General features: G+C 69.2%; 23 protein-coding genes. 10 read left to right on the plus strand and 13 right to left on the minus strand.

The window, feature by feature from the left end:
- Positions 1 to 19 precede the first annotated feature (19 nt).
- Complete coding sequence (locus tag ALI22I_RS39960) at positions 20 to 718, plus strand: TrmH family RNA methyltransferase (RefSeq protein ID WP_143532673.1); 699 nt, start codon at positions 20 to 22, stop codon at positions 716 to 718.
- Between the two features lie 25 nt (positions 719 to 743).
- Positions 744 to 1,817 carry a glycoside hydrolase family 76 protein gene (locus ALI22I_RS39965; protein WP_077010759.1) on the plus strand — a complete coding sequence of 358 codons (1,074 nt, stop codon included), beginning with the start codon at positions 744 to 746 and terminating at the stop codon, positions 1,815 to 1,817.
- On the opposite strand, the gene ALI22I_RS39970 is transcribed toward ALI22I_RS39965, so the two are convergent.
- The gene (locus ALI22I_RS39970; RefSeq protein WP_077010760.1) at positions 1,798 to 2,568 is read right to left on the minus strand and encodes a sugar phosphate isomerase/epimerase family protein; all 771 of its coding nucleotides are present in this window, start codon (positions 2,566 to 2,568) and stop codon (positions 1,798 to 1,800) included. The two genes, ALI22I_RS39965 and ALI22I_RS39970, sit on opposite strands and share 20 nt — an antisense overlap.
- A gap of 59 nt (positions 2,569 to 2,627) precedes the next feature.
- Positions 2,628 to 3,584, minus strand: a complete 957-nt coding sequence (locus tag ALI22I_RS39975; RefSeq protein ID WP_077010761.1) for a LacI family DNA-binding transcriptional regulator — start codon at positions 3,582 to 3,584, stop codon at positions 2,628 to 2,630.
- Between the two features lie 77 nt (positions 3,585 to 3,661).
- Between ALI22I_RS39975 and ALI22I_RS39980 the strand changes: the two genes are divergently transcribed.
- Positions 3,662 to 4,501: a PfkB family carbohydrate kinase gene (locus tag ALI22I_RS39980; RefSeq protein WP_077010762.1), complete on the plus strand. Its 840-nt coding sequence runs from the start codon at positions 3,662 to 3,664 to the stop codon at positions 4,499 to 4,501.
- A complete protein-coding gene (locus ALI22I_RS39985) occupies positions 4,483 to 5,118 on the plus strand; it encodes a nucleoside/nucleotide kinase family protein (protein ID WP_238598788.1) in 636 nt (211 codons plus the stop codon). The genes ALI22I_RS39980 and ALI22I_RS39985 overlap by 19 nt, the downstream gene beginning before the upstream one ends.
- Before the next feature lie 35 nt (positions 5,119 to 5,153).
- Here the strand turns inward: ALI22I_RS39985 and ALI22I_RS39990 are convergent, their stop codons facing one another.
- Positions 5,154 to 5,768 carry a DedA family protein gene (locus tag ALI22I_RS39990; RefSeq protein WP_083752339.1) on the minus strand — a complete coding sequence of 205 codons (615 nt, stop codon included), beginning with the start codon at positions 5,766 to 5,768 and terminating at the stop codon, positions 5,154 to 5,156.
- Between the two features lie 243 nt (positions 5,769 to 6,011).
- On the opposite strand from ALI22I_RS39990, the gene ALI22I_RS39995 reads away from it, so the two are divergent.
- Positions 6,012 to 7,388 carry an FAD-binding oxidoreductase gene (locus tag ALI22I_RS39995; protein ID WP_077010764.1) on the plus strand — a complete coding sequence of 459 codons (1,377 nt, stop codon included), beginning with the start codon at positions 6,012 to 6,014 and terminating at the stop codon, positions 7,386 to 7,388.
- Between the two features lie 90 nt (positions 7,389 to 7,478).
- Here the strand turns inward: ALI22I_RS39995 and ALI22I_RS40000 are convergent, their stop codons facing one another.
- The 5 genes from ALI22I_RS40000 to ALI22I_RS40020 all read right to left on the minus strand — a co-directional run bounded on the left by ALI22I_RS40000 (position 7,479) and on the right by ALI22I_RS40020 (position 11,623).
- Positions 7,479 to 8,207 (minus strand): DedA family protein, encoded by a 729-nt coding sequence (locus ALI22I_RS40000; RefSeq protein WP_077010765.1) that lies wholly within the window; start codon positions 8,205 to 8,207, stop codon positions 7,479 to 7,481.
- A gap of 19 nt (positions 8,208 to 8,226) precedes the next feature.
- Positions 8,227 to 8,412 carry a hypothetical protein gene (locus ALI22I_RS40005; protein ID WP_077010766.1) on the minus strand — a complete coding sequence of 62 codons (186 nt, stop codon included), beginning with the start codon at positions 8,410 to 8,412 and terminating at the stop codon, positions 8,227 to 8,229.
- Positions 8,413 to 8,505: 93 nt separating this feature from the next.
- Complete coding sequence (gene nagA, locus ALI22I_RS40010) at positions 8,506 to 9,663, minus strand: N-acetylglucosamine-6-phosphate deacetylase (protein ID WP_077010767.1); 1,158 nt, start codon at positions 9,661 to 9,663, stop codon at positions 8,506 to 8,508.
- Positions 9,660 to 10,565 (minus strand): ROK family protein, encoded by a 906-nt coding sequence (locus ALI22I_RS40015; RefSeq protein ID WP_077010768.1) that lies wholly within the window; start codon positions 10,563 to 10,565, stop codon positions 9,660 to 9,662. The genes nagA and ALI22I_RS40015 overlap by 4 nt, the downstream gene beginning before the upstream one ends.
- A gap of 479 nt (positions 10,566 to 11,044) precedes the next feature.
- Entirely contained in the window at positions 11,045 to 11,623 is a 579-nt protein-coding gene (locus ALI22I_RS40020) for a SigE family RNA polymerase sigma factor (protein WP_077010769.1), read from the minus strand.
- Positions 11,624 to 11,688: 65 nt separating this feature from the next.
- Between ALI22I_RS40020 and ALI22I_RS40025 the strand changes: the two genes are divergently transcribed.
- Entirely contained in the window at positions 11,689 to 11,967 is a 279-nt protein-coding gene (locus ALI22I_RS40025; protein ID WP_077010770.1) for a YciI family protein, read from the plus strand.
- On the opposite strand, the gene ALI22I_RS40030 is transcribed toward ALI22I_RS40025, so the two are convergent.
- Together ALI22I_RS40030 and ALI22I_RS40035 are read right to left on the minus strand one after the other, a co-directional pair.
- Positions 11,964 to 12,818 (minus strand): SDR family oxidoreductase, encoded by an 855-nt coding sequence (locus tag ALI22I_RS40030; protein WP_077010771.1) that lies wholly within the window; start codon positions 12,816 to 12,818, stop codon positions 11,964 to 11,966. The genes ALI22I_RS40025 and ALI22I_RS40030 overlap by 4 nt on opposite strands.
- A 70-nt stretch (positions 12,819 to 12,888) precedes the next feature.
- Entirely contained in the window at positions 12,889 to 13,821 is a 933-nt protein-coding gene (locus ALI22I_RS40035) for an aldo/keto reductase (RefSeq protein WP_077010772.1), read from the minus strand.
- A 107-nt stretch (positions 13,822 to 13,928) separates the two neighbouring features.
- Between ALI22I_RS40035 and ALI22I_RS40040 the strand changes: the two genes are divergently transcribed.
- Positions 13,929 to 14,753 (plus strand): LLM class F420-dependent oxidoreductase, encoded by an 825-nt coding sequence (locus tag ALI22I_RS40040; protein ID WP_077010773.1) that lies wholly within the window; start codon positions 13,929 to 13,931, stop codon positions 14,751 to 14,753.
- Here the strand turns inward: ALI22I_RS40040 and ALI22I_RS40045 are convergent, their stop codons facing one another.
- Positions 14,754 to 15,038: a DUF427 domain-containing protein gene (locus ALI22I_RS40045; RefSeq protein WP_077010774.1), complete on the minus strand. Its 285-nt coding sequence runs from the start codon at positions 15,036 to 15,038 to the stop codon at positions 14,754 to 14,756.
- A 94-nt stretch (positions 15,039 to 15,132) separates the two neighbouring features.
- Here ALI22I_RS40045 and fbaA point away from each other — a divergent pair, with 94 nt between their 5' ends.
- Positions 15,133 to 16,167 (plus strand): class II fructose-bisphosphate aldolase, encoded by a 1,035-nt coding sequence (fbaA, locus tag ALI22I_RS40050; RefSeq protein ID WP_077010775.1) that lies wholly within the window; start codon positions 15,133 to 15,135, stop codon positions 16,165 to 16,167.
- Positions 16,168 to 16,224: 57 nt separating this feature from the next.
- Here fbaA and ALI22I_RS40055 read toward each other — a convergent pair whose 3' ends face one another.
- Together ALI22I_RS40055 and ALI22I_RS40060 are read right to left on the minus strand one after the other, a co-directional pair.
- Positions 16,225 to 17,403, minus strand: coding sequence for a serine hydrolase domain-containing protein (locus tag ALI22I_RS40055; RefSeq protein ID WP_077010776.1), 1,179 nt, complete (start codon positions 17,401 to 17,403; stop codon positions 16,225 to 16,227).
- A gap of 66 nt (positions 17,404 to 17,469) precedes the next feature.
- Positions 17,470 to 18,588, minus strand: a complete 1,119-nt coding sequence (locus ALI22I_RS40060) for a hypothetical protein (RefSeq protein ID WP_083752341.1) — start codon at positions 18,586 to 18,588, stop codon at positions 17,470 to 17,472.
- A 288-nt stretch (positions 18,589 to 18,876) separates the two neighbouring features.
- On the opposite strand from ALI22I_RS40060, the gene ALI22I_RS40065 reads away from it, so the two are divergent.
- Together ALI22I_RS40065 and ALI22I_RS40070 are read left to right on the plus strand one after the other, a co-directional pair.
- On the plus strand, positions 18,877 to 19,284 hold the full coding sequence (locus ALI22I_RS40065; protein WP_077010778.1) for a DUF3151 domain-containing protein: 408 nt from the start codon (positions 18,877 to 18,879) through the stop codon (positions 19,282 to 19,284).
- Positions 19,285 to 19,297: 13 nt separating this feature from the next.
- On the plus strand, positions 19,298 to 20,371 hold the full coding sequence (locus ALI22I_RS40070; protein ID WP_077010779.1) for an FUSC family protein: 1,074 nt from the start codon (positions 19,298 to 19,300) through the stop codon (positions 20,369 to 20,371).

Here is a 20,371-nt window from a genome sequence, read left to right on the forward strand (position 1 = left end):
GCGTGATCGAATACAAGATGTGGTCGACAGAGTGGTCCTCGAAGGGTTTCACGCGGTCAAGCACGCGCTCAGGTTCGAGGCCGAGGTCGGGCGGGTGGTGGTGGTTGATCGGGAGAAGGCGTTGGCTTTGGCTCGGTCGCACGCGCCTGACCTGGTCGAGGTGTTCGAGGGCCGGGTCGAGGTGGTGGATCGGGCGGAGTTCGAGCGGGTGATCGGGCGGTCGCACCCGACGGGGGTGGGTGGGGTTGCCGAACGGCCTGTTGTGGAGGTTGGGGCCGTGGATCGGGATTCGCCGCTGGTTTTGTTGGACAACCCGCGGAACCTGGGGAACTTCGGCGCGGTGATCCGGGTGGCGGCGGGGCTCGGGGCGGGTGGGGTTGCGTCGCTGGGTGATGTTGATCCGTGGCACCCGAACGTGTTGCGCGGTAGTGCGGGGTTGCACTTCGCGTTGCCGGTTGGGCGGTTGGGTGGTGTGGGAGAGGTCGAGGGCATGGTGATCGCCTTCGACGCGGACGGGCGGGAGCTGCGGGACGTGCGGATTCCGGATGACGCGGTGCTGGCGTTCGGCTCGGAACGGCACGGGCTGTCGGAGGAGGTGCGGGAGCGGGCGGATCTGGTGGTCTCGTTGCCGATGCGGCCGAAGGTTTCCAGCTACAACCTGACCACGTCTGTTGCCATGGGGCTTTACCACTGGGAACTGTTCCGACGGGATTCTTGAACGGTTCAGTGGGCACTCTGGTGGGGTGACTACGCCGAAGCTCCTCGCCGCACGTGCCGATGTCGCCGAACGTGCGGTCGAGTCCCGGCACCTGCGGCGGGTCTGGGGAGTGCCGGGCACGGTCCTCGGCACGGTCGGGTGGCCGGTCGACTGGTCCGGTCGGATGCACGTCCGGTTCAGCTACTGGTGGCAGGCGCACCTGCTCGACTGCGTCCTCGACGCCCAACTCCGGTCACCGGGGGAAGCGCGGGCGGTGCTGGTGAAACGGCTGGTGCGCGGTATCCGGGTGCGGAACCTGGTCGGCTGGACCAACGACTACTACGACGACGTGGCGTGGCTCGGGCTGGCCCTGCTCCGCGCCGAACGGGAAGTCGGGATCGCCAAGCCGAAGGCCGTCGCCGCGATCGCCGACCGGCTGCGTGGCGGGTGGACCGACCACGGTGGCGGCGGTATCTGGTGGAAGCGCAACGACGACTTCAAGAACGTGCCGGCCAACGGTCCGGCCGCGATCCTGTTCGCCAGGCTCGGTGAACGCGCCCAGGCTGAGTCCATTGTGGACTGGGTTGAGGGCAACCTGGTGGACGGGGAGACCGGGTTGGCGTGGGACGGACTGCACGTCCACCCCGACGGTTCGATCCGGGAGATCGAGAAGAACCTCTACACCTACTGCCAGGGCGTGCTGCTCGGGGCGTGCGTGGAGCTGGATTCCGCTCGGTACAAGGAGAAAGCGGCACGGATCGTCTACGCGGTGGACAAGCACCTCGCCACCGACGGAGTTCTGCGCGGGCACGGTGGTGGCGACGGCGGGCTGTTCAGCGGCATCCTCACCCGATACCTGGCTCAGGCCGCGCTGCGGCTCGACCAGCCGGAAGCGGCGGCGCGTGCGGCGGAGCTCGTGTTCTGCTCGGCGGAAGCGGTGTGGGCGAACCGGACCACGGTGGTGGGCGGGCCGCTGTTCGGTCCGGAGTGGACGGAACCGGCGGTCAGGCCGTCCGGGCGTGGGGCGGAACGGGATCTGTCGGTCCAACTCGGCGGGTGGATGGCCCTGGAGGCCGCCGCTTTGTTGGAGCGCAACGGGATCACGCAGTCAGGGAGCTGAGCCACCCCAGCAACGTCGCCGCGTCGGCGCGGAACTTGTCCGGTGAGTCGTCTGCGACGAACTCCAGCAACGTGTACCGGTCCACGCCGTCGCGGTTTAGTTCGCGCAGCACGGGCAGCCACAGGTCTTCGCGTGCGGCCAGCGGCAGCCGGTCCGACCAGGCGCCCGGACCCCACGAGAACACGTGCGCGGTCGTCAGGGTCGGCAGCAACGCCCGGACTTCGTCGATCGCGTTCGACACGTCCTGCGCGCCGCCCGGCTGCCAGTACGGCACCGCCGATCCGTGCCCGATTTCCGTGAAGAGGCTGGTGGCGGATTCCAGCGTGTCGGTCAAAGTGTCCGGGTGGTACTCCAACGCGACCCGGACGCCTGCCGCTTCGGCCGCGACGGCTGCCGTGCGGATCGCGTCGACGACGACCGCACGTTGGGCGGGTGAGGTCGTGGCCGAGCCGGTCGTGCCCGCCCACACCCGGATCTGCGGCGCGCCCAGCTCCACCGCGGTGGCCAGGACGACGTCCCACTCGGTGGGGTCGGTCGTGCCGGCCCGGTAGTACGAGCCGTAGGCGGAGATGGTCAAGCCCGCGTCCGCGCACCGCTGCCGTGCGTCGCGTGCTGCCGCCAGGTCGTTCAGGGGCACGTGGATGTCGCCGCCCCACTCGACGGCACGGAGGCCGCACTCGCGCGCGAGGGCCACCACTTCGGGGACGGACAACGCGCGGAAGGTCACCGAGACCAGGCCGGGTAGCAGCACGTCGGTCACGTTACTGGGGACTGCTGTGGATTGGTGAGCGGGTTTGAGGGGGTGTGGGACTAGTGGCAGCCGCAGGACTGGCGGTGCCGCAGCGTCGGCGGCAGGCGGATGGTCTCCGGCGGTCGGGTCGGGTCTGTGATGCGGGCCAGCAGCAGCCGCACCGCGGTGCGGCCGATCTCCTCCACCGGCTGCGCCATCGCGGTCAACGGCGGGTCGACCAACTCGGCCCACTCGACCTCGTCGTAGGTGACGAGCGCCAGCTCCGACCCGATCCGCACGCCCTTCGCGCGTGCCGTGTGCAGCACGTCCATCAGCACCTGGTGGTCGCTCACCACGACCCCCGAGACGCGCCCGAGCAGCGGGTCCAGCGACGGCCGCACCAGCTCCTCGTCCCACGCCAGCCCCGCCCGACCCAGGCCGAGCCGGTAGCCGAGCACGCGTTCGTCCGTGGTGGCCAGTCCGGGCGGGCCGGACACCAGGCCGATCCGCCGGTGCCCCAGCTCCGCCAGGTGCCGGACCAGCGTGGACGTGGCCTGCACGTTCTCCGGGCCGACCTGGTCGACGTCCTGCGCCACGGTCAGCCGGTCCACCAGCACGGTCGGCACGCCGAGCCGGCGCAGTTCGGGCAGCGAGGCCGACGCGGACGTCGGCGTGAGCAGCACACCGTCCACCCGCCGTGAGCGCAGCATCCGCACCGCGGCCTGTTCGGACTCGGCGGTGTCCCGGGTGTCGATCAGCACCAGCGTGTAGCCGGCCCTGGTCGCCTCGCTCTCGATCGCCGCGATCAGCTCGGCGAAGTACGGGTGCGACACCAGCGACACCGCGAGGCCGAGGGATTTCGTGCCGCCCGTGACGAGCGAGCGCGCGATGGCGTCGCCGGTGTACCCCGTCTCCTCGATCGCCTTGAGCACCCGTTCCTTCGTGGCGTCGGCGACCGACCTGGTCTCGTTGATCACGTGTGAGACCGTGGTGATGGAGACGCCGGCGAGACTGGCGACCTCCCGCATGGTGACCATGGACTCGTCCCCGTTCGGGCTTGCGCAAGCGATTGCGTGGGGACTTTACCTGGTAGGAGAAACGTTTCGTGGCTTCTGTGCTGTGTGTCGGCCTGACGACCGTGGACGTCAGCCAACGGGTGACGGAATTCCCCCTTCCCGGGGAGAAGGTGCAGTCACTCGGCGTGCACCTGGCGCCCGGCGGTCCGGCGGCGAACGCGGCACGCGCGGTGGCGGCTCTGGGGCACCGGGCGGTGCTGGTGACCGCGTTGGACGGTGAGCTGGGCGGGTTCGCGCGGGACCGGCTGCACCCGGTGGAGGTGCACTCGGTCGGGGCGGGCGGTCCGGCGTTGAGCATGGTGGCGGTGCGGGAGCGTGACGGTGAGCGGACCGTGATCTCGCGCAATGCGGTGGAGTTCGAGGTAGCCGGATCGAACATCACGAATCCGGTGGATCCGGCGTTGGTCGAGGCGGCCGATGTGGTGTTGGTGGATGGTCACCTCGGACCGTTGGCCCTGGCGGCCGCGCGCGAGGCGAGACGTGCGGGGGTGCCTGTGGTGTTGGACGCGGGTAGCTGGAAGCCTGTGCTGGACGACCTGCTGCCCCTCGTGGACGTCGCCGCGTGCTCAGCCGCCTTCGAGCTGTCCGAGTCCGAGGTGCACGCCCGCGGCGTGCCGCTGGTGATCCGGACCCACGGTCCGCATCCCGTCACCTGGTCGCGCGGTGGTGTCACCGGCGCGCAACCGGTACCTGTTGTCGAGGTGCGTGACACCAACGGCGCGGGCGACGTGTGGCACGGCGCACTGGCGGTCGCGGTCGCCCGCGGGGCAGCGGTGGACGATGCCGTCCGCTGGGCGAACGAGGTCGCCGCGGTGCGCGTGCGCCACACCGCGTGGGACTGGGTGGAGGAGCTGGGACGGTGGCGGGACAGCGGGTGAAGTTCGACGAGCTGGTCGACCGGGCGCGACTGCTGGTGGACACCGGTGAGCGCAAGCTGCTCGGCATCGGCGGCGCGCCGGGCTCGGGCAAGTCGACGTTGGCGCGCCGGCTGGTCGACGCGTTGGGCGAGGACGCGGTGCTGGTCGAGATGGACGGCTTCCACCTGGCCCAGCGCGAGTTGGAACGCCTGGACATCGCCGACCGGAAGGGCGCGCCGGACACGTTCGACATCCCGGGGTACGTCGACCTGCTGGGCAGGTTGAAGGCGTGCGGACCCGACGTGGTGTACGCGCCGGAGTTCCGCCGGGAGATCGAGGAGCCGGTCGCGTGCGCGGTGCCGGTCGACCCGTCCGTGCCGCTGGTCGTCACCGAGGGCAACTACCTGCTGCTGCAGTACGACAAGTGGAAGCGCGTGCGGATCGTGCTGGACGAGGCGTGGTTCCTGATGATCGACGAGGAGCTGCGGGTGGCGCGGCTGATCGACCGGCACGTGCGGTTCGGGCGGTCGGTGGAGGACGCGCGTGAACGCGTGCTGCACGGCACCGACCACGTGAACGCGCTCATGGTGAACGCGTCCAAGTCCAGCGCGGATCTGCTGATCACCGAGGTGCTGTGACGCTCCGTGATGGCTTGGTTACGAGGTAAGAAGGCTTAAGGGGCGATGGTGGCCTCTTCGTCCACTTCGTCGACCGGCTTCTTCATCTCCTGCCGGTAGCGGTAGAGGCCGTAGCCGGTGCCGCCGACGAAGAACGCGATGCTGACGACCACCGCGACCGTCTCCAGCCACGGCACGGCGGACAGCAGGCCCGCGCCGTAGTAGCCGGCCAGCACCAGCGTCGGCACCCACGCGATCGCGCCGATGGTCGTGGCGAGCATGAACCGCTTCGGGTCCATCCGCGCCGCGCCGGCGATCATCGGCGCCAGCGTGCGCACCCACGGGATCCAGCGGGCGAGCACGATGGCCCAGAAGCCTCGTCGGTCGAGGAAGTCGCGGGCCTTGGCGAGGTTCTCCTTGTTGAGCACCTTGCCGCCGCGGCGGGCGAGCAGACGCGTGCCGGTGTGCCGGCCGATGTAGTAGCCGATCTGGTTGCCGACGACGGCCACGCCGAGCGCGGCCAGCGACAGCAACCAGGCGGACAACTCGCCGTCATGGGACGCGAGCACCACACCGGCGGCGAACAGCAACGAGTCGCCGGGCAGGAACAAGCCGAAGATGAACGCGCATTCGAAGAAGATGAAGCTCAGCGTGATCAGCCACACGGCCATCGGGCCTGCGGAATCAAGCTGGACGAACGCGACAGCATCGGACGTTGCGGACAGCACCACGAGAGCAGCCTACGTGGGACAGGGGTGTCGGCTGGGCGACATGGGGATAACGCCTTGCCGAAGGCTGGGCGTCGAGGCGGATCGTGCGCGGATGTGCACGGGTCGTGCACGGGTCCGTGCGCGGACGGTACTGGGGTGAACACGTGCTGGAGTGATCGGCTGGTGTGGGGTTAGCGTGGGTGGATGGGGTCTTTGCTCGCTGAACTCCGCTCCGCTGTCGGTGCCGACGCGGTGCTGACCGATGTCGATGTCACTGCGAGTTACCAACGGGACATGATGCCGCTGGCGCCCTACGGGCAGCCGTTGGCGGTTGTGCTGCCTACGTCTGCCGAGCAGGTGCAGGCGGTGGTTCGGGCATGTGCTGGTGCGCGGGTGCCGATCGTGCCGCGTGGGGCCGGTAGTGGGTTGTCGGGGGCGGCGAATGCCGTTTCGGGGTGTGTGGTGCTGGTGATGACGAAGATGAACGCCATCCTGGAGATCGACCCCGATAACCGGTTGGCCGTCGTGGAGCCGGGGGTGGTGAACCTCGACCTGCGGGGCGCGGTGGAGAAGCACGGGCTGTTCTACCCACCGGACCCGTCCAGCTACGACTGGTGCACGATCGGGGGGAACCTGTCGACGAACGCGGGCGGGCTGTGCTGCGTGAAGTACGGCGTGACCACGGATTCGGTGTTGGGGCTGGACGTGGTGCTCGCGGACGGTGAGCTGCTGCGGACCGGTCGGCGGACCGTCAAAGGGGTGGCCGGGTACGACCTGACCAAGCTGTTCGTCGGCAGTGAGGGCACGTTGGGCGTCATCACCCGCGCGACCCTGGCGTTGCGGCCGTTGCCGCAGGCCCCGGCGACGCTGGTGGCCGCGTTCGGCAGCACGGCGGACGCGGGTGTGGCGGTGAGCCGGGTGGTGACCGAGGGCATCGTGCCGTCGTTGATGGAGATCATGGACCGGACGTCGATCAGGGCCGTCGAGCAGTACTTGAAGACGGATCTGAACGCGGACGCGGCGTTGCTGCTGTGCCAGTCGGATTCGGGTGGTGAGGCTGGGCGGCGGGAGTTGGCCGCGATCGAGCAGGCGTGCGTGGCGGCGGGCGCCGAGCTGGTCTACGCGACGGAGGATGTGGGTGAAGGGCGTGATCTGCTGACGGCTCGGCGGGCGGTGCTCACGGCGCTGGAGGTCTACGGGGCCTGGTTGACCGATGACGTGTGCGTGCCGCGGACGAAGATCGCGGATCTGATCGCGGGGTGTGAGCGGATCAGCGAGTCGGTCGGGCTGCGGATCGCGGTGGTCGGGCACGCTGGTGACGGCAACATGCACCCGACGATCGTCTACGACCCGTCGTCGGGTGATGAGTTCGCGCGGGCGCAGCGGGCGTTCGACGAGATCCTGGGGTTGGGGTTGGCGCTCGGGGGGACGATCACCGGGGAGCACGGGGTCGGCAAGATCAAGCGCGAGTGGTTGGCGCGGGAGATCGGGCCGGTGGGCATGCGGGTGCACCGGGAGATCAAGCGGGCGCTCGATCCGGGGAATCTGTTCAACCCGGGGTCGATGTTCGACGCCGGGTGAGGCCTTGGGGCGGCCGCTTGTGGCGGGCGCTGTCAGGTCGGCTGCGATCAGGTCGGCCGCTGTCAGGGCCGCGATCAGGTCGGCTTCTACCTAGTCGATTCGCTTGATCTGCTGGGTCTCGTCGCCCAGGTCGATGATCTGGGTGGCGTCGACTGCCTCTTGGGTGAGCAGCGCCTTCTTCTCGCGCTTGGCCTTGATCACCTCGATGATGATCGGGACGACCGAGAGCAGCACGATCAGGATCAGCACCATTTCGAGGTTGTCGCGCACGAACTGGACCTGGCCGAGGAAGTAGCCCAGGATCGTGAGCCCCGCGGCCCACGCGACGCCGCCGATCAGGGAGTACGTGAAGTACTTGCGCGCGTCCATCCGGCCCACGCCCGCCATGGCGGTGATGAACGTGCGGACGATCGGCACGAAGCGGGCCATCACGATCGCGCGGGCGCCGTACTTGTCGAAGAACTCGTGCGTCTTGTCGACGTACTCCTTCTTGAAGATCTTCGACTCGGGCTTGTTGAACAGCGCCGGTCCGGCCCGGTAGCCGATCCAGTAGCCGACCACGTTGCCCAGCAGCGCACAGACCGTGAGGAGCAGGCACACCAGCCACAGCGGGTACTCCAGCAGCCCTGAGGCCACGAACAGGCCTGCGGTGAACAGGAGTGAATCGCCGGGCAGGAAGAAGCCCACCAAGAGGCCGCACTCCGCGAAGACGATGAAGCACAGGCCGACCAGCATGTAGGGCCCGAGTCCTTGGAGGAGCTTCTCAGGGTCCAGCCAGTCAGGGCCGAGGGCAATCGTGGAGGTGAGCGCGACCGTCACGGCGACAACGGTACAGGCATCACCTGAGCGTGATTACCGCGACGACGGTGCCGGCGGCCAGGCCCAGCAGTACGGCGAGCAACAGGACCCAGCCCGCGCCCAGGGACGGGCGGGGCGGCTTGGCGGGCGTGTGGGGGTGCGCGCCGGAGCTGGTGGCCTGCGCTCGCAAGGCGTCGGCCACCAGCTTCTCGTGATCTTCGGGCACGTGCTCAGTCTTTCACCCGTGTCGGTGAAGCTGATCGGTCAGTCCCGCCCGGCTGGTCGGTCGTTCGGCTGCTCGGTCCAGTCGTTCAGCCGCTCAATCCTTGACCCACGCGCCCCTGGACATCACCTCGCGGGGCTTCAGGTCGGCGTCGAGCACGACGATGTCGGCGGCCAGGCCCGCGCGGAGTTCGCCGGTCTCGCCGTTGAGGCCGAGGAGGTGGGCCGGGCGGGTGGAGGTGGCGTGCACGGCTTCCTGGATGGTGAGGCCGCAGGAGTTCACGGCGTTGCGGAACGCGGTGTCCATGGTGAGCGTGCTGCCCGCGAGGGACGCGCCGCCGGCCAGCGTCGGGACCCCGTCTACTACTCGGACTTCCAGGCCGCCCACGTCGTAGATGCCGTCACCCACGCCTGCGGCGGCGATCGCGTCGGTGACCAGGACGGTTCTTTGCATGCCCGCGTGGCGGGCGGCCAGGCGGACGGCGGTCGGGTGCAGGTGCACCAGGTCGCAGATCAGCTCGACGGTGACGCGTTCGTCGTCCAGGAGCGCGCCGATCGGGCCCGGCTCGCGGTGGTGCAGCGGGCGCATGCCGTTGAAGAGGTGGGTGGCTACGGTCGCGCCGGCCTCTACGGCCGGTCGGATCTGGGCTTCGGTGGCGTCGGTGTGGCCGATCGCGGCCAGGACGTTGTTGGCGACCAGGTGGCGGACGGCGTCCACGCCGTGTTCGAGCTCGGGCGCGATGGTGATCATGCGGACGGTGTTGTTGCCGGCGTCGAGGAGCTTGTCGAGGGACGCCCGGTCCGGCGGGCAGAGGATGGCGGGGTCGTGCGCGCCGCAGCGTGCGGCGGACAGGAACGGGCCTTCCAGGTGGATGCCGGCGATGATGTTGTCCTGCACGAGTTCGGTCAGCGCCCTGACCTGGTCGGTCAGTTCCGGGATCGGACGCGACACCAGGCTGGCGAGCAGCGTGGTGGTGCCGTGCCTGCGGTGCGCGTTCGCCGCCTTGCGCACGCGGGCCGGGTCGGCGCTGGTGAACGCCTCACCGCCGCCGCCGTGGCAGTGGATGTCCACGAAGCCCGGTACCAGCCAACCGCCGTTGACGTCCGTGGTCGGGCCGTCCGGCGCCACCCCCTCGCCGATGGCCGCGATCCGGCCGTTGCGGATCGAGACCCACCCCTGTTCGAGCACCCCGTCGGGCGTGACGACCCGACCACCGGTCAGGGTCACGTCCACGGGTCCACCCCACGTGCTCATCTCTCCTCCAGCATGTCGATGGCCAGCAGCGCGGCCCCGAGGCACCCGGCCTCGTCGCCCAACGCCGCCAGCCGCAGTTCCGGGCGTCGCTGGAAGACGATCAATTCGTCCAGTCGTTCGCCCAGCGGGTCCGTCAGCAACGGGCCCGCCAGCGCCAGGCCTCCGCCCAGCACTACGGCTTCAGGTCCTAGCAATGCGGCTATCAGCAGGATGCCCCTCGCGAGGGCGTCGACGGCCTCCCGCCACACCGCCGCCGCGTCGGTGTCGCCCGTTGTGAGCAGTCGGGCTACGTCCGCGGCGCCGTTGACGTCTCGGTTGGCGCGTCGGGTGTAGCGGCGGGCGATCGCGGCGCTGCTCGCCCGCGCTTCGACGCAGCCCGTCTGGCCGCAGTCGCAGGGGTCGCCGTGGCCGACGTCGACGTGGCCGATCTCGCCGGGTGCGGTGCAGACGCGGCCGTCGAGGACGAGGGCGGCGGCTATGCCGGTGCCGATGGGCATGATCACGGCGTTGGTGAGGTCGCGCGCGTTGCCCTGGCGGAGTTCGGCCAGGCCGCCGGCTCGGACGTCGTGGCCGAAGGCGGTGGGGAGGTTGGTGCGGGTTTGGAGGTTGGTTTTGAACGGGTAGTTCTGCCAGCCGAGGTTGGTCGAGTAGACGCCGGTGCCGGTGGCTTCGTCCACGATGCCCGGGACGACGACGCCGATCGCGTCGATCGGGTGGTCGGAGAGGGCGCGCAGTTCGTTGACCAGGGCGGTGACGTCCTCGACCACGGCGTCGCCGGTGCGCCTGGTTGGGCGGCGCTGCTGCTTCACCGGGTGCACCCGGGTGGGGGTGCCGGTGACCAGAGCGGCCTTGGTCTCGGTTCCGCCTACGTCGACGGCTATCACGTGTCTTGTGCGCGCCACGAGGACCGATAGTGCGGCATGCGACCCTCATTGGTCTATACCAAGTGTCGGATTCGCCAGGGTCGACCCCGGTGTCGGTGTCGGTGTCGGCCCTCGGTGTCGGTCTGCGGTGTTGGTCCGGTGTCGGTCTCGTCTTCGTCAGCCTGAGACCGGCCTGTGTTGGGGGGGAGTTGTCGACAGGGCCTTCAGGCGGGGGTGCCTCTGGGTGAAGATGCCCGAGAAGTCGAAGTAAAGGCTAAAAGGGCGCTCGCCGCGCGGCAGGCCGCCAAGAGAGGTAAAAACAAAGAGGGCTCGTGTTCTCCCGTATGGCCTGCCTGAGGCAACCACACTTGTCAAGTAGGTCCCGAAAAGCGCCGGGACCTACTTGACAAGCGCGGTTGGGCTGCGCCCAGGCCATACGGGAGAACACGAGGGTGAGGGCCCTAAGCTGGCGCTTTGGCGTGCGCACAAGGGGGTGACGTGTGAGCAGGGGTGTTTGGCTAGTTGCCGGCCATGATTTTTTGCAGGGCGTCCAGGGCGCGGCTGGCGGTGCTCTTGACGGTGCCCTTGCTGATGCCGGTGGCGTCTGCGATTTCCGCCTCGGACAGGTCGCCGTAGTAGCGGAGCACTAGTACTTCGCGTTGGCGTGGTGGTAGTTGGGAAAGCGCTGCGACTACCGCTTGGTGTTCGGCGGTGAGCATGGCGAGGCTTTCCGCCGACCTCGCGTTGGCGACGTGCGGCGGGGTGTAGTCCCTGGCTGTCTTGCGTCGGCGGAGCACGCTGCGGGAGCCGTTGACGACGGCTGTCCTCAGGTAGCCGACGGCGGCCTGTGCGTCCCGGAGGTTCGTCCAGTTCCGGTGTAGGCCGGTGAACGCCTCCTGGACCACGTCCTCCGCGGTTGCGGGCTCGTCGACCAGCAGGAGTGCCAGGCGCACGAGTCGCATGCGGTGCTGGCGGTACAGGTCTTCCAGGGTGAGCGGGCCGGTGGGTGCCGGGGCCGCGCCGTCCTGGATGCGCAGGTTCGTCAGCGTGTCCTGCACACGCGCGATGCCGCCGCTGTTCTGATCCGGACCGACCACGAAAAAGACGTTACCTCCTTGGCGGGTAGCTTCGGCGCGGCGTTGCACAACGGAGAGGGCTTTCGATGGCTCGGTTCGCGGTCGAGTTGGTGTTCGGGGACGACCAGGACGCGCGGTTGGCGGTTCGGCCCGCGCACCGTGAGTACCTGGCGTCGCTGGTGGAACGGGGTGTGCTGCTGGTTTCGGGGCCGTGGGCCGATCAGACCGGAGCGCTGTTGGTCTACGAGGCGGCGGACGAGGAAGAGTTGCGAGAAATTCTCGCTTCCGACCCCTACACGCCTGCCGGCGTGGTCGCCGAGACCCGTGTGCACGAGTGGCAGACGCTGATGGGGCTGTGGGCCTAGCTCTTCTTCGCGGCGGTCCCGCCGGGGCCCACTAGGCCGGACAGGTCGTTGGTCGCCATCTCGCGGTCGGCGGCGGGGACGGACTTGGGGGCCTGGCGGTCGACCAGTGCGGGTGTGAGGGCGCGGAGGAGTTTCAGGGCGCCGACCCAGCCTGGGACGTGCACGGCCTTGGAGCGGCGGGTGATGGCGCGGACTACTGCCTTGCCCACGTCGGAGACCGGGTACTTCTTGCCGGCCAGGCCGGGCATGTTGGTGCGCAGCGGGCCGAAGACGGGGTGTTCGTCGGCGCTGTTCACCATGTCGGTGGAGATCCAGGAGAAGTACGCGACGCCTACGTCCACGCCCAGGTGTTTCACCTCGGCGCGGAGGCTGTCGGCGAATGCTTCGCAGCCTGCTTTGGCGGCGGAGTAGGCGGCGTTGCCGGGGATGTGGACGATGGCCGCCAGGGATGAGACCACCAGGCAGTAGCCCCGGCTGTCGATGAGGTGGGGCAGGCAGGTCCGGACGGTTCGCCAGACGCCCAGCAGGTTGACCTCGATGACGCGTTCGAAGGCTGCCGGGTCCATGGAGCGGATGAAGCCGGTGGCGGCGATGCCGGCGTTGGCTACTACGACGTCGATGGCGCCATAGTGGTCGACTGCGTTGTTGACGGCGGTTTGCAGGGCTTCCCAGTCGGTGACGTCGGCTTCCCATGCCTTGCCGCCGCATTGGTTGGCCACGTGGGTGAGTTGGTCGGCTTCCAGGCCGATCAGGGCGAGCTTTGCGCCTTTTGCGGCTAGGCGGCGTGCTGTGTCGGCGCCTATGCCCCTGGCGGCGCCGGTGATCAGGACAACCTTGCCCGCAACGTCCACGGTGACCTCCTGAGGCTGGTGTCTCGGAGGTCACCGTAGCGGAACTTACTGTGGGTAAGCTACTGGGGAGTTAAACTTGGCTGGCGGTGGTCAGGGCGGTGATTTCGTCTGCCTTGAGGTCGAGGTCCAGGGCTGGGAGCAGGTCCGCCAGCTGGGCGGTGGTGCGGGCGGACGCGATGGGGGCGGCGACGGTGGGCTGCTCGGCCAGCCAGGCGAGGGCGACGGCGGCTTGGGTGGTGTTGTGGGTTTCGGCGATGCCGTCCAGGGCCTTGAGGACTCGTAGGCCTCGGTCGTCCAGGTACTTGGAGGCGGCGGCTGCGCGGGCGCTCTCTACGGTGACGCCGGGGCGGTACTTGCCGGTCAGGAAGCCCTTCGCCAGGCCCCAGTACGGGGCGGAGGAGAGGTTGTGGGTGGCGACTGCCTGTGAGAGTTCGCCCTCGTAGGTGCGGTTCACGAGGTTGTACTCCTGTTGTAGTGCGACGAACTTGGCGAAGCCTTCGCGTTCGGAGACGGTGAGTGCGGAGGTCAGGCGGTCGGCGGTGTAGTTGGAGGCGGCGATGTACCGCACCTTGCCGGAGGTGACCAGGCGGTCGAAGGCGGCGAGGGTTTCTTCCTGTGGGGTGTTCTCGTCGTCTTGGTGGGCGTAGTAGAGGTCGATGTGGTCTACGTCCAGGCGGCGTAGGGAGTCCTCGGCGGCGCGTTCGATGGTGGCCGGCTTGAGGTTGTCGAGGCCGTTGAGCATGCCGACCTTGGTGGCGATGATGATCGCGTCGCGGTTGCCGCGGGTTTTGAGCCACTTGCCGATGATCGTTTCCGACTCGCCGCCGGTGTGGCCCTCGGCCCACTGGGAGTAGGAGTCGGCGGTGTCCACGAAGTTGCCGCCGGCGCTCGTGTAGCCGTCCAGCACGGCGAACGAGGTCTCCTCGTCGGCGGTCCAGCCGAAGACGTTGCCGCCCAGGCACAGGCGCGAGACGTCGAGGCTGCTGGTTCCCAGTTTCGTCATGGTGCGAACCTACGGGCGGTGGTGCATCGCGGCGAATGGAGAAGTCAGGACTAAATGGTGGCGTGGGGTGGTTGGGCTCGACAGCACCTAGTTCGTGGGGAGACGAAATGACCGTCGAGTTGGGCAGGTACGGCGTGTGGGGGCCGGCCGCGCAGTGGGTCGGGCGTGGCGAGGACGCGGCGGAGTTGGAAGCGCTTGGTTTCGGCGCGTTGTGGCTGGGCGGATCGCCGGACGGCAGCGTCATGACCACGGTCTCCGCGCTCCTGGACGCCACCGAGAAGATCACCGTGGCCACCGGCATCATGAACGTCTGGACCACTCCCGCCGCGGAGGTCAACGAGGGCTACCGGGCCCTGGCTTGGACCGATCGGTTCCTGGTCGGCATCGGCGCCGGGCATCGCGAGACCGTGGGTGAGGTGTATCACAGTCCTTACCAGAAGCTGGTCCACTACCTGGACGAGCTGGACGTCCCGCGTGACCGGCTGGCGTTGGCGGCGCTGGGGCCGCGGGTGCTCCGGCTCGCCGCGGCACGGACGAGTGTCGCCCACCCCTATCTGGTGACGCCCGAGTACACGGCACGGGCGCGCGAGACCGTCGGCGCGGGCGTGCTGCTGGCGCCGGAACAGCACGTGGTGCTGGAGGAGGACGCGTCGCGGGCCCGTGAGCTGGGGCGGAAGGCGTTGGAGTTCTACCTGGGGCTGCCGAACTACACCCAGAACTGGCTGCGGCACGGGTTCGGTGAAGAGGACCTGGTGGGCGGTGGCAGTGATCGGTTGGTGGACGCGCTGGTGGCGTGGGGTCCGGTCGAACGGGTCGCGCGGCGCCTGCGTGAGCACCACCAGGCGGGCGCCGACCACGTGGCCGTCCAGGTGGTCGGCGCCACCGATGCCCAGCAGGCGTTGCGCGAGATCGCGGCCGCGATCCAGGACTGACTAGTCGGTCACCTCGACGCCGCGCCAGAAGGCGACGTGGCCCTTGATGTTGGCCGCCGCGTCCTTGGGTTGCGCGTAGTACCACGCGGCGTCGGGGTTGTCCTTGCCGTCCACGTGCAGCGTGTAGTAGTTCGCCGTGCCCTTCCAGGGACAGACCGTCGTGGTGTCCGACGGCCTGAGGTACTGGGCGTGCACAGACTCCAGGGGGAAGTAGTGATTCCCCTCCACCGTCTCGGTCTTCTCGCTCTCGGCGATGATCTCGCCGTTCCACCGTGCGATCGCCATGAGACCACTATGCCGGTGATCGACTTTCGTCGGCGGGTAGTGGCCGTAGGATGCTGCCGACACCGCGTTCCGGGCACCCGAGGAGGACCCACAGATGCCCATCGCAACTCCCGAGGTCTACGCCGAGATGCTCGACCGCGCGAAGGCGAACGAGTTCGCCTACCCCGCGATCAACGTCACCTCGTCCGAGACCCTCAACGCGGCACTTCGCGGCTTCGCGGAGGCCGAAAGCGACGGCATCATCCAGGTCTCGACCGGTGGTGCCGAGTTCGCCTCGGGCACCAAGGTCAAAGACATGGTGACCGGCGCGGTTGCGCTGGCGGAGTTCGCGCACGTGGTCGCCGAGAAGTACCCGGTGAACATCGCGCTGCACACCGACCACTGCCCGAAGGACAAGCTGGACGGCTACGTCCGCCCGCTCGTCGCGATCAGCCAGGAGCGGGTGGACCGCGGCCTCAACCCGCTGTTCCAGTCGCACATGTGGGACGGCTCGGCCGTGCCGCTGGACGAGAACCTGAAGATCGCTTCGGAGCTGCTCGACCTCACCGCCAAGGCGAAGATCATCCTTGAGATCGAGGTGGGTGTCGTCGGCGGCGAGGAGGACGGCGTCGCGCACGAGATCAACGAGAAGCTGTACACCACGCCCGAGGACTACCTGAAGACGGTCGAGTCGCTGGGTGCGGGCGAGAAGGGCCGCTACCTGGTCGCGGCGACGTTCGGCAACGTGCACGGCGTGTACAAGCCGGGCAACGTGAAGCTGCGCCCGGAGATCCTCAAGCAGGGTCAGGACGTGGTGGCCGAGAAGCTGGGCCTGCCGGCCGGCTCCAAGCCGTTCGACCTGGTCTTCCACGGTGGCTCCGGCTCGCTGCTGGAGGAGATCCACGAGGCCCTGACGTACGGCGTGATCAAGATGAACATCGACACGGACACGCAGTACGCGTTCACCCGGCCGATCGTGGCGCACATGTTCACCAACTACGACGGTGTGCTCAAGGTGGACGGCGAGGTCGGCAACAAGAAGGCCTACGACCCGCGCTCCTACCTCAAGGCCGCCGAGCAGGGCATGGCCGCCCGCATCGCCCAGGCGTGCGAGCACCTGAAGTCGTCCGGTCGCATGATCGCCGGCTGACGTTTCCGAGTACGCGAGACGGCCCCCTCCGGGTTTCGGAGGGGGCCGTCTCACGTACTACTTGCCGTACATGCGGCAGACGGCCGCGTCGACCAGCTCCTTCTGCACTGCGGCGGCTGCCGGTGCGTAGAGGCTGTACGTGGTGGTGATCAGCACGGTGGCGGTGCGCTTGCCGGTGGCGTCGGTGTAGTTGTGGCTGCGGTAGCCGGGGAAGCCGCCTGAGTGGCCCCAGACCGTGCCGCACGGGGTGCGCACCTCCATGACGCCCAGGCCGTAGCCGTTCGCGCTGGTGCCGCCCTGGGGGACCGCTTCGCGCATCTGCGCCAGCTGGGCCGGTGGCAGGAGGCGGCCGGACATGAGGGCGGACAGGAACCTGTTCCAGTCCTTCGCGGTGGACACCAGGCCGCCGGCGGCCCAGGCGGGGCTGAGGTCGATGGCGGTGGTGTTGACGTGGTCGTGGTGCTGCGGGCCGGCGAAGCCGTCGCCGATGGGCGTGCCGGGCGGGAACAGGGGTGGGAGGTGTTCGGCGGTCGGCTCGTAGCCGTGGGCGTGCCTGCCCCTGAAGGTGGCATTGGTCGGCAGGTAGGTGTCGCGCAGGCCGAGCGGGCGGATGATCCGGCGTTCGACCAGGTCGGCGTACGGCCGGTTGGTGGCTTTCTCCAGGACCATGCCGATGAGGGTGTAGTTGGTGTTGCTGTAGTCCCAGCGCTCGCCCGGCGCGAACAGCGGCGGGTTGGAGACGGCGACGGCGACCAGGTCGGCGGGTGGCCAGGCTTGTGGCTCCTGGCCGCTCAGCAGACCGAGCAGGCGCGGGTCGTCCAGGTAGTCGGCCAGACCGCTGGTCTGGTTGAGCAGCATCTTCAGCGTGATGGCGGAGCCGTTCGGGACGACGCCCGGCAGCCACTTCTCGACCGGGTCGTCCAGGCTCAGCCGGTTCTCGGCGACGAGTTGGAGGATGAGGGTCGCGCTCACCGTCTTGGTGTTGGACGCCATCCGGAACTCGTCGATCGCGCGGAGTCGGTGGTCGGACAGCGTCCAGCGGGCCTGTCGGACGATCTCGACTGGTTTGCCCCGGCCGTCGTCGACCCGGACTACGACACCGGGCAGGCCCGCTGCCACGGACTGCTCGACCACGTTGGCCAGGCGGTTCGGGGTGGCGGTGGCGGTGGTTGCGGTGGTGGCGATCAGGCTTGCGGCCAGGGTCGTTGCCACGGCGGTGCGCAGAAGTCGGCGCATGAAAACTCCCCCCAAGGGATCAGGACTTATCTGATCAATCCTTGAGGGGAGCGGGGCCGATCTGAATCAGGCGGTCACCAGTGATCGTCGGGGGGTTCGCCCTACCTTGATCCGGTCGGCGGCCATCCAGAGCGCGGCCAGGACGATGAACGTCGCGGCTGCCGACGGGTAGGAGATCGGGGGGCCGGCGTCGAGCGCCTGCTGGATCCAGATGCCGCCGTAGCCGAGGCCGGTGACGGCGGCCGAGCCGAGGAGTGCGGCGACGGGGGTCGGGACCCGGCCGAGGTGGGCTGCGTCCACGACTAGGCCGGTGAGCAGCAGGAACACCGGTACGGCGGACAGCGGGAAGTCGGCGCCGGCGAGCAGTGGCCAGATCAGCAGGCGGTAGGCGACGTAGCCGCCGGCCACGGCGGTCGCGGCCCAGCGGGTGCCGATCGTGCGGCGGGCGATCACCAGGACGAGGGCCGCCGCGACCAGGCCCCAGACGGGGTAGACCCAGTCCGGGATGGGCAGCGAGAACTGGACGATCGACTCGCGGTCGACCGGGCGGCCGATCTGGTCGGCGGCGAACTGGAGCAGGATCGGTTCGGCGTACGGGTCGCCGCGGTCCCAGGAGGCGATCTCCAGCACGCCGTACTCCTGGTGCTGGTTGGGGAACCAGACGTTCTCCAGGAAGAAGAACCACAGTCCGGCCAGGCCGAACACCTGCCAGGGGCCGGCCGGGTAGAGCTTGATCCAGCCCCGGATGGCGCCCGCGAGCATGATCGCGGTGCCCAGGTACAGCAGGGCGTGCGACCCGCTCCACGACGTGATGTCCAGGCCGTTGATCCGGTGGTTGATCAGGTCGATGGGCAGTGCGATCAGGAACAGTCCGGTGCCCCACTGCATCAGCCGCAGCGCGGTCTTGTCCACGCCGTAGCCGGTGTAGGTGTGGAACAGCGTCAGACCGACCACGATCACCGTGCCCACGGTGTTGACCATGTGCGGTGGCGCCAGCTCGTCGCGCAGCCATTTGAAGTGCCAGGCGACGTCCCACGACGACCCGATCAGCTTGAGCAGCAGACCGGCGAGCCAGAGCTTGTAGAGCGCGGCGACGAGAACCGGTGGCGTCTCGCGCCCCGGCTCGCCTCGCTCCCAGTACTGGTCGCGGAAACGCGCGACGCGATTGCCTACCCCCGTGTTCACCCGCCCATGATGCGTCTCGACTGGATTGGCTGGAAGGGTGACCCGCCCTGGGATTTCCCGGGACGCCCCTTAAGGGGCGTTGGTGACCAGGGCTTTTCGGTTTAGTTCATACGAACGGGTGAGTTGCGTTGCTCTGAATGGCCGTGCCGGGCAGGGTGCGCCCCTGAGAGTTCGCTGAGAACCCGAGGAGCACTTTCATGGTCAAGAAGATTGTGGCCGGTGTCATCGTCACCGCGCTGGTGCTGGCACTGGTCGCTGCGGTGGCGCGGGTCTTCCTAAGCTGACCGCATGGATAACCTGCTCGGTCCCGGACCCACGTTGCTGCCAGACCGCCCGGAGGCGCAGGCCGCCGCCGAGGCGGGCACCGACCCCGCCAAGATCGTCCGCGCCTACCCCGACTTCAGCGAGGCGTGGGCGCTGCTCGCCGAGCGGGCGTTGCAGACCGGCGACCCGGTCGCCGCCTACGCGTACGCGCGCACCGGCTACCACCGTGGTCTCGACCAACTGCGCCGCTCGGGCTGGAAGGGCCACGGCCCGGTGCCGTGGTCGCACCGCGGCAACCAGGGCTTCCTGCGCGCGCTGGCGGCGCTGGCGCGGGCCGCGGACGAGATCGGCGAGACCGAGGAGTACGAGCGCTGCAAGAAGTTCCTCGGTGACAGCGACCCGGCGGCACCCGCCGCTCTCGGCTTGAGCTGAACGCGTGGGAGCCATGCGCGACCAGGTGGCGCGCAGGCTGAAGCGGTGGCGGAGCGCGGCCCTGCCGATCGGGCAGACCGCGCTCGCCGCCGGTTTGTCCTGGCTGGTGGCCACCGAGGTGGTCGGCCACGCCCACCCGTTCTTCGCGCCGATCGCCGCCGTCGTCTGCCTCGGTGTGTCGCTGGGGCAGCGGTTCCGGCGTGTCGTGGAACTGGTCGTCGGCGTGTCCGTGGGTGTGGGCGTCGGCGACGTGCTGATCTCGCTGATCGGCTCGGGGCCGTGGCAGATCGCGCTGGTGGTGGGGTTGGCGATGTCCGCGGCCGTGCTGCTGGACGGTGGCGCGGTGATCGCGCTGCAGTCCGGCTCGTCGGCCGTGCTGGTCGCGACCCTGTTGCCGCCGAGCACGGGCGGTGGGCTGGACCGGATGGTGGACGCGCTGGTCGGCGGTCTGGTGGGGCTCGCGGTGACGGCGCTGCTGCCGGCGAACCCGCTGACGGTGGCGCACCGGCACGCGAAGGTGGTGTTGGGCGAGCTGACCGAGGCGTTGCGCGGTGTGGCGACGGCGGTGGCCGATCACGACGCCGTGCAGGCCGCCGGGGTGCTGGCTCGGCTGCGCGGCAGCCAGGCCGCGGTGGACCAGTTCACGTCGGCGTTGAAGACCGGCGGTGAGATCGCCACGATCGCGCCGGTCCGCTGGCGCAGCCGGCACGACCTGGGCCGGTACGAGACGGCCGCCGCGCCGCTGGACTACGCCCTGCGCAACACCAGGGTGCTGGCCCGGCGGGCGTTGGCGGCGTTGCGTGACGGCGAGCGGATGCCGGACGTGCTGCCCGACGTGCTGCGGCAGTACGCGGAGGCGGTGGAGGTGCTGCGCACCGAGCTGGGGCGTGGTGACGAGCCGAAGAAGGCGCGTGCGGTGATCCGTGACGCGGTGGCCTCGGCGACGACGCACGAGTTGGGCGGCGAGGGCTTCTCGACGAAGGTGGTGCTGGCCCAGGTGCGTTCGGTGGCGGTGGACCTGTTGCAGGCCACCGGGTTGACGCGGGCGGAAGCCGTGGAGTCGTTGCCGCCCCTGACGCGGCGGTGA

The sequence above is a fragment of the Saccharothrix sp. ALI-22-I genome (assembly GCF_001984175.1).
Taxonomy (GTDB): domain Bacteria; phylum Actinomycetota; class Actinomycetes; order Mycobacteriales; family Pseudonocardiaceae; genus Actinosynnema.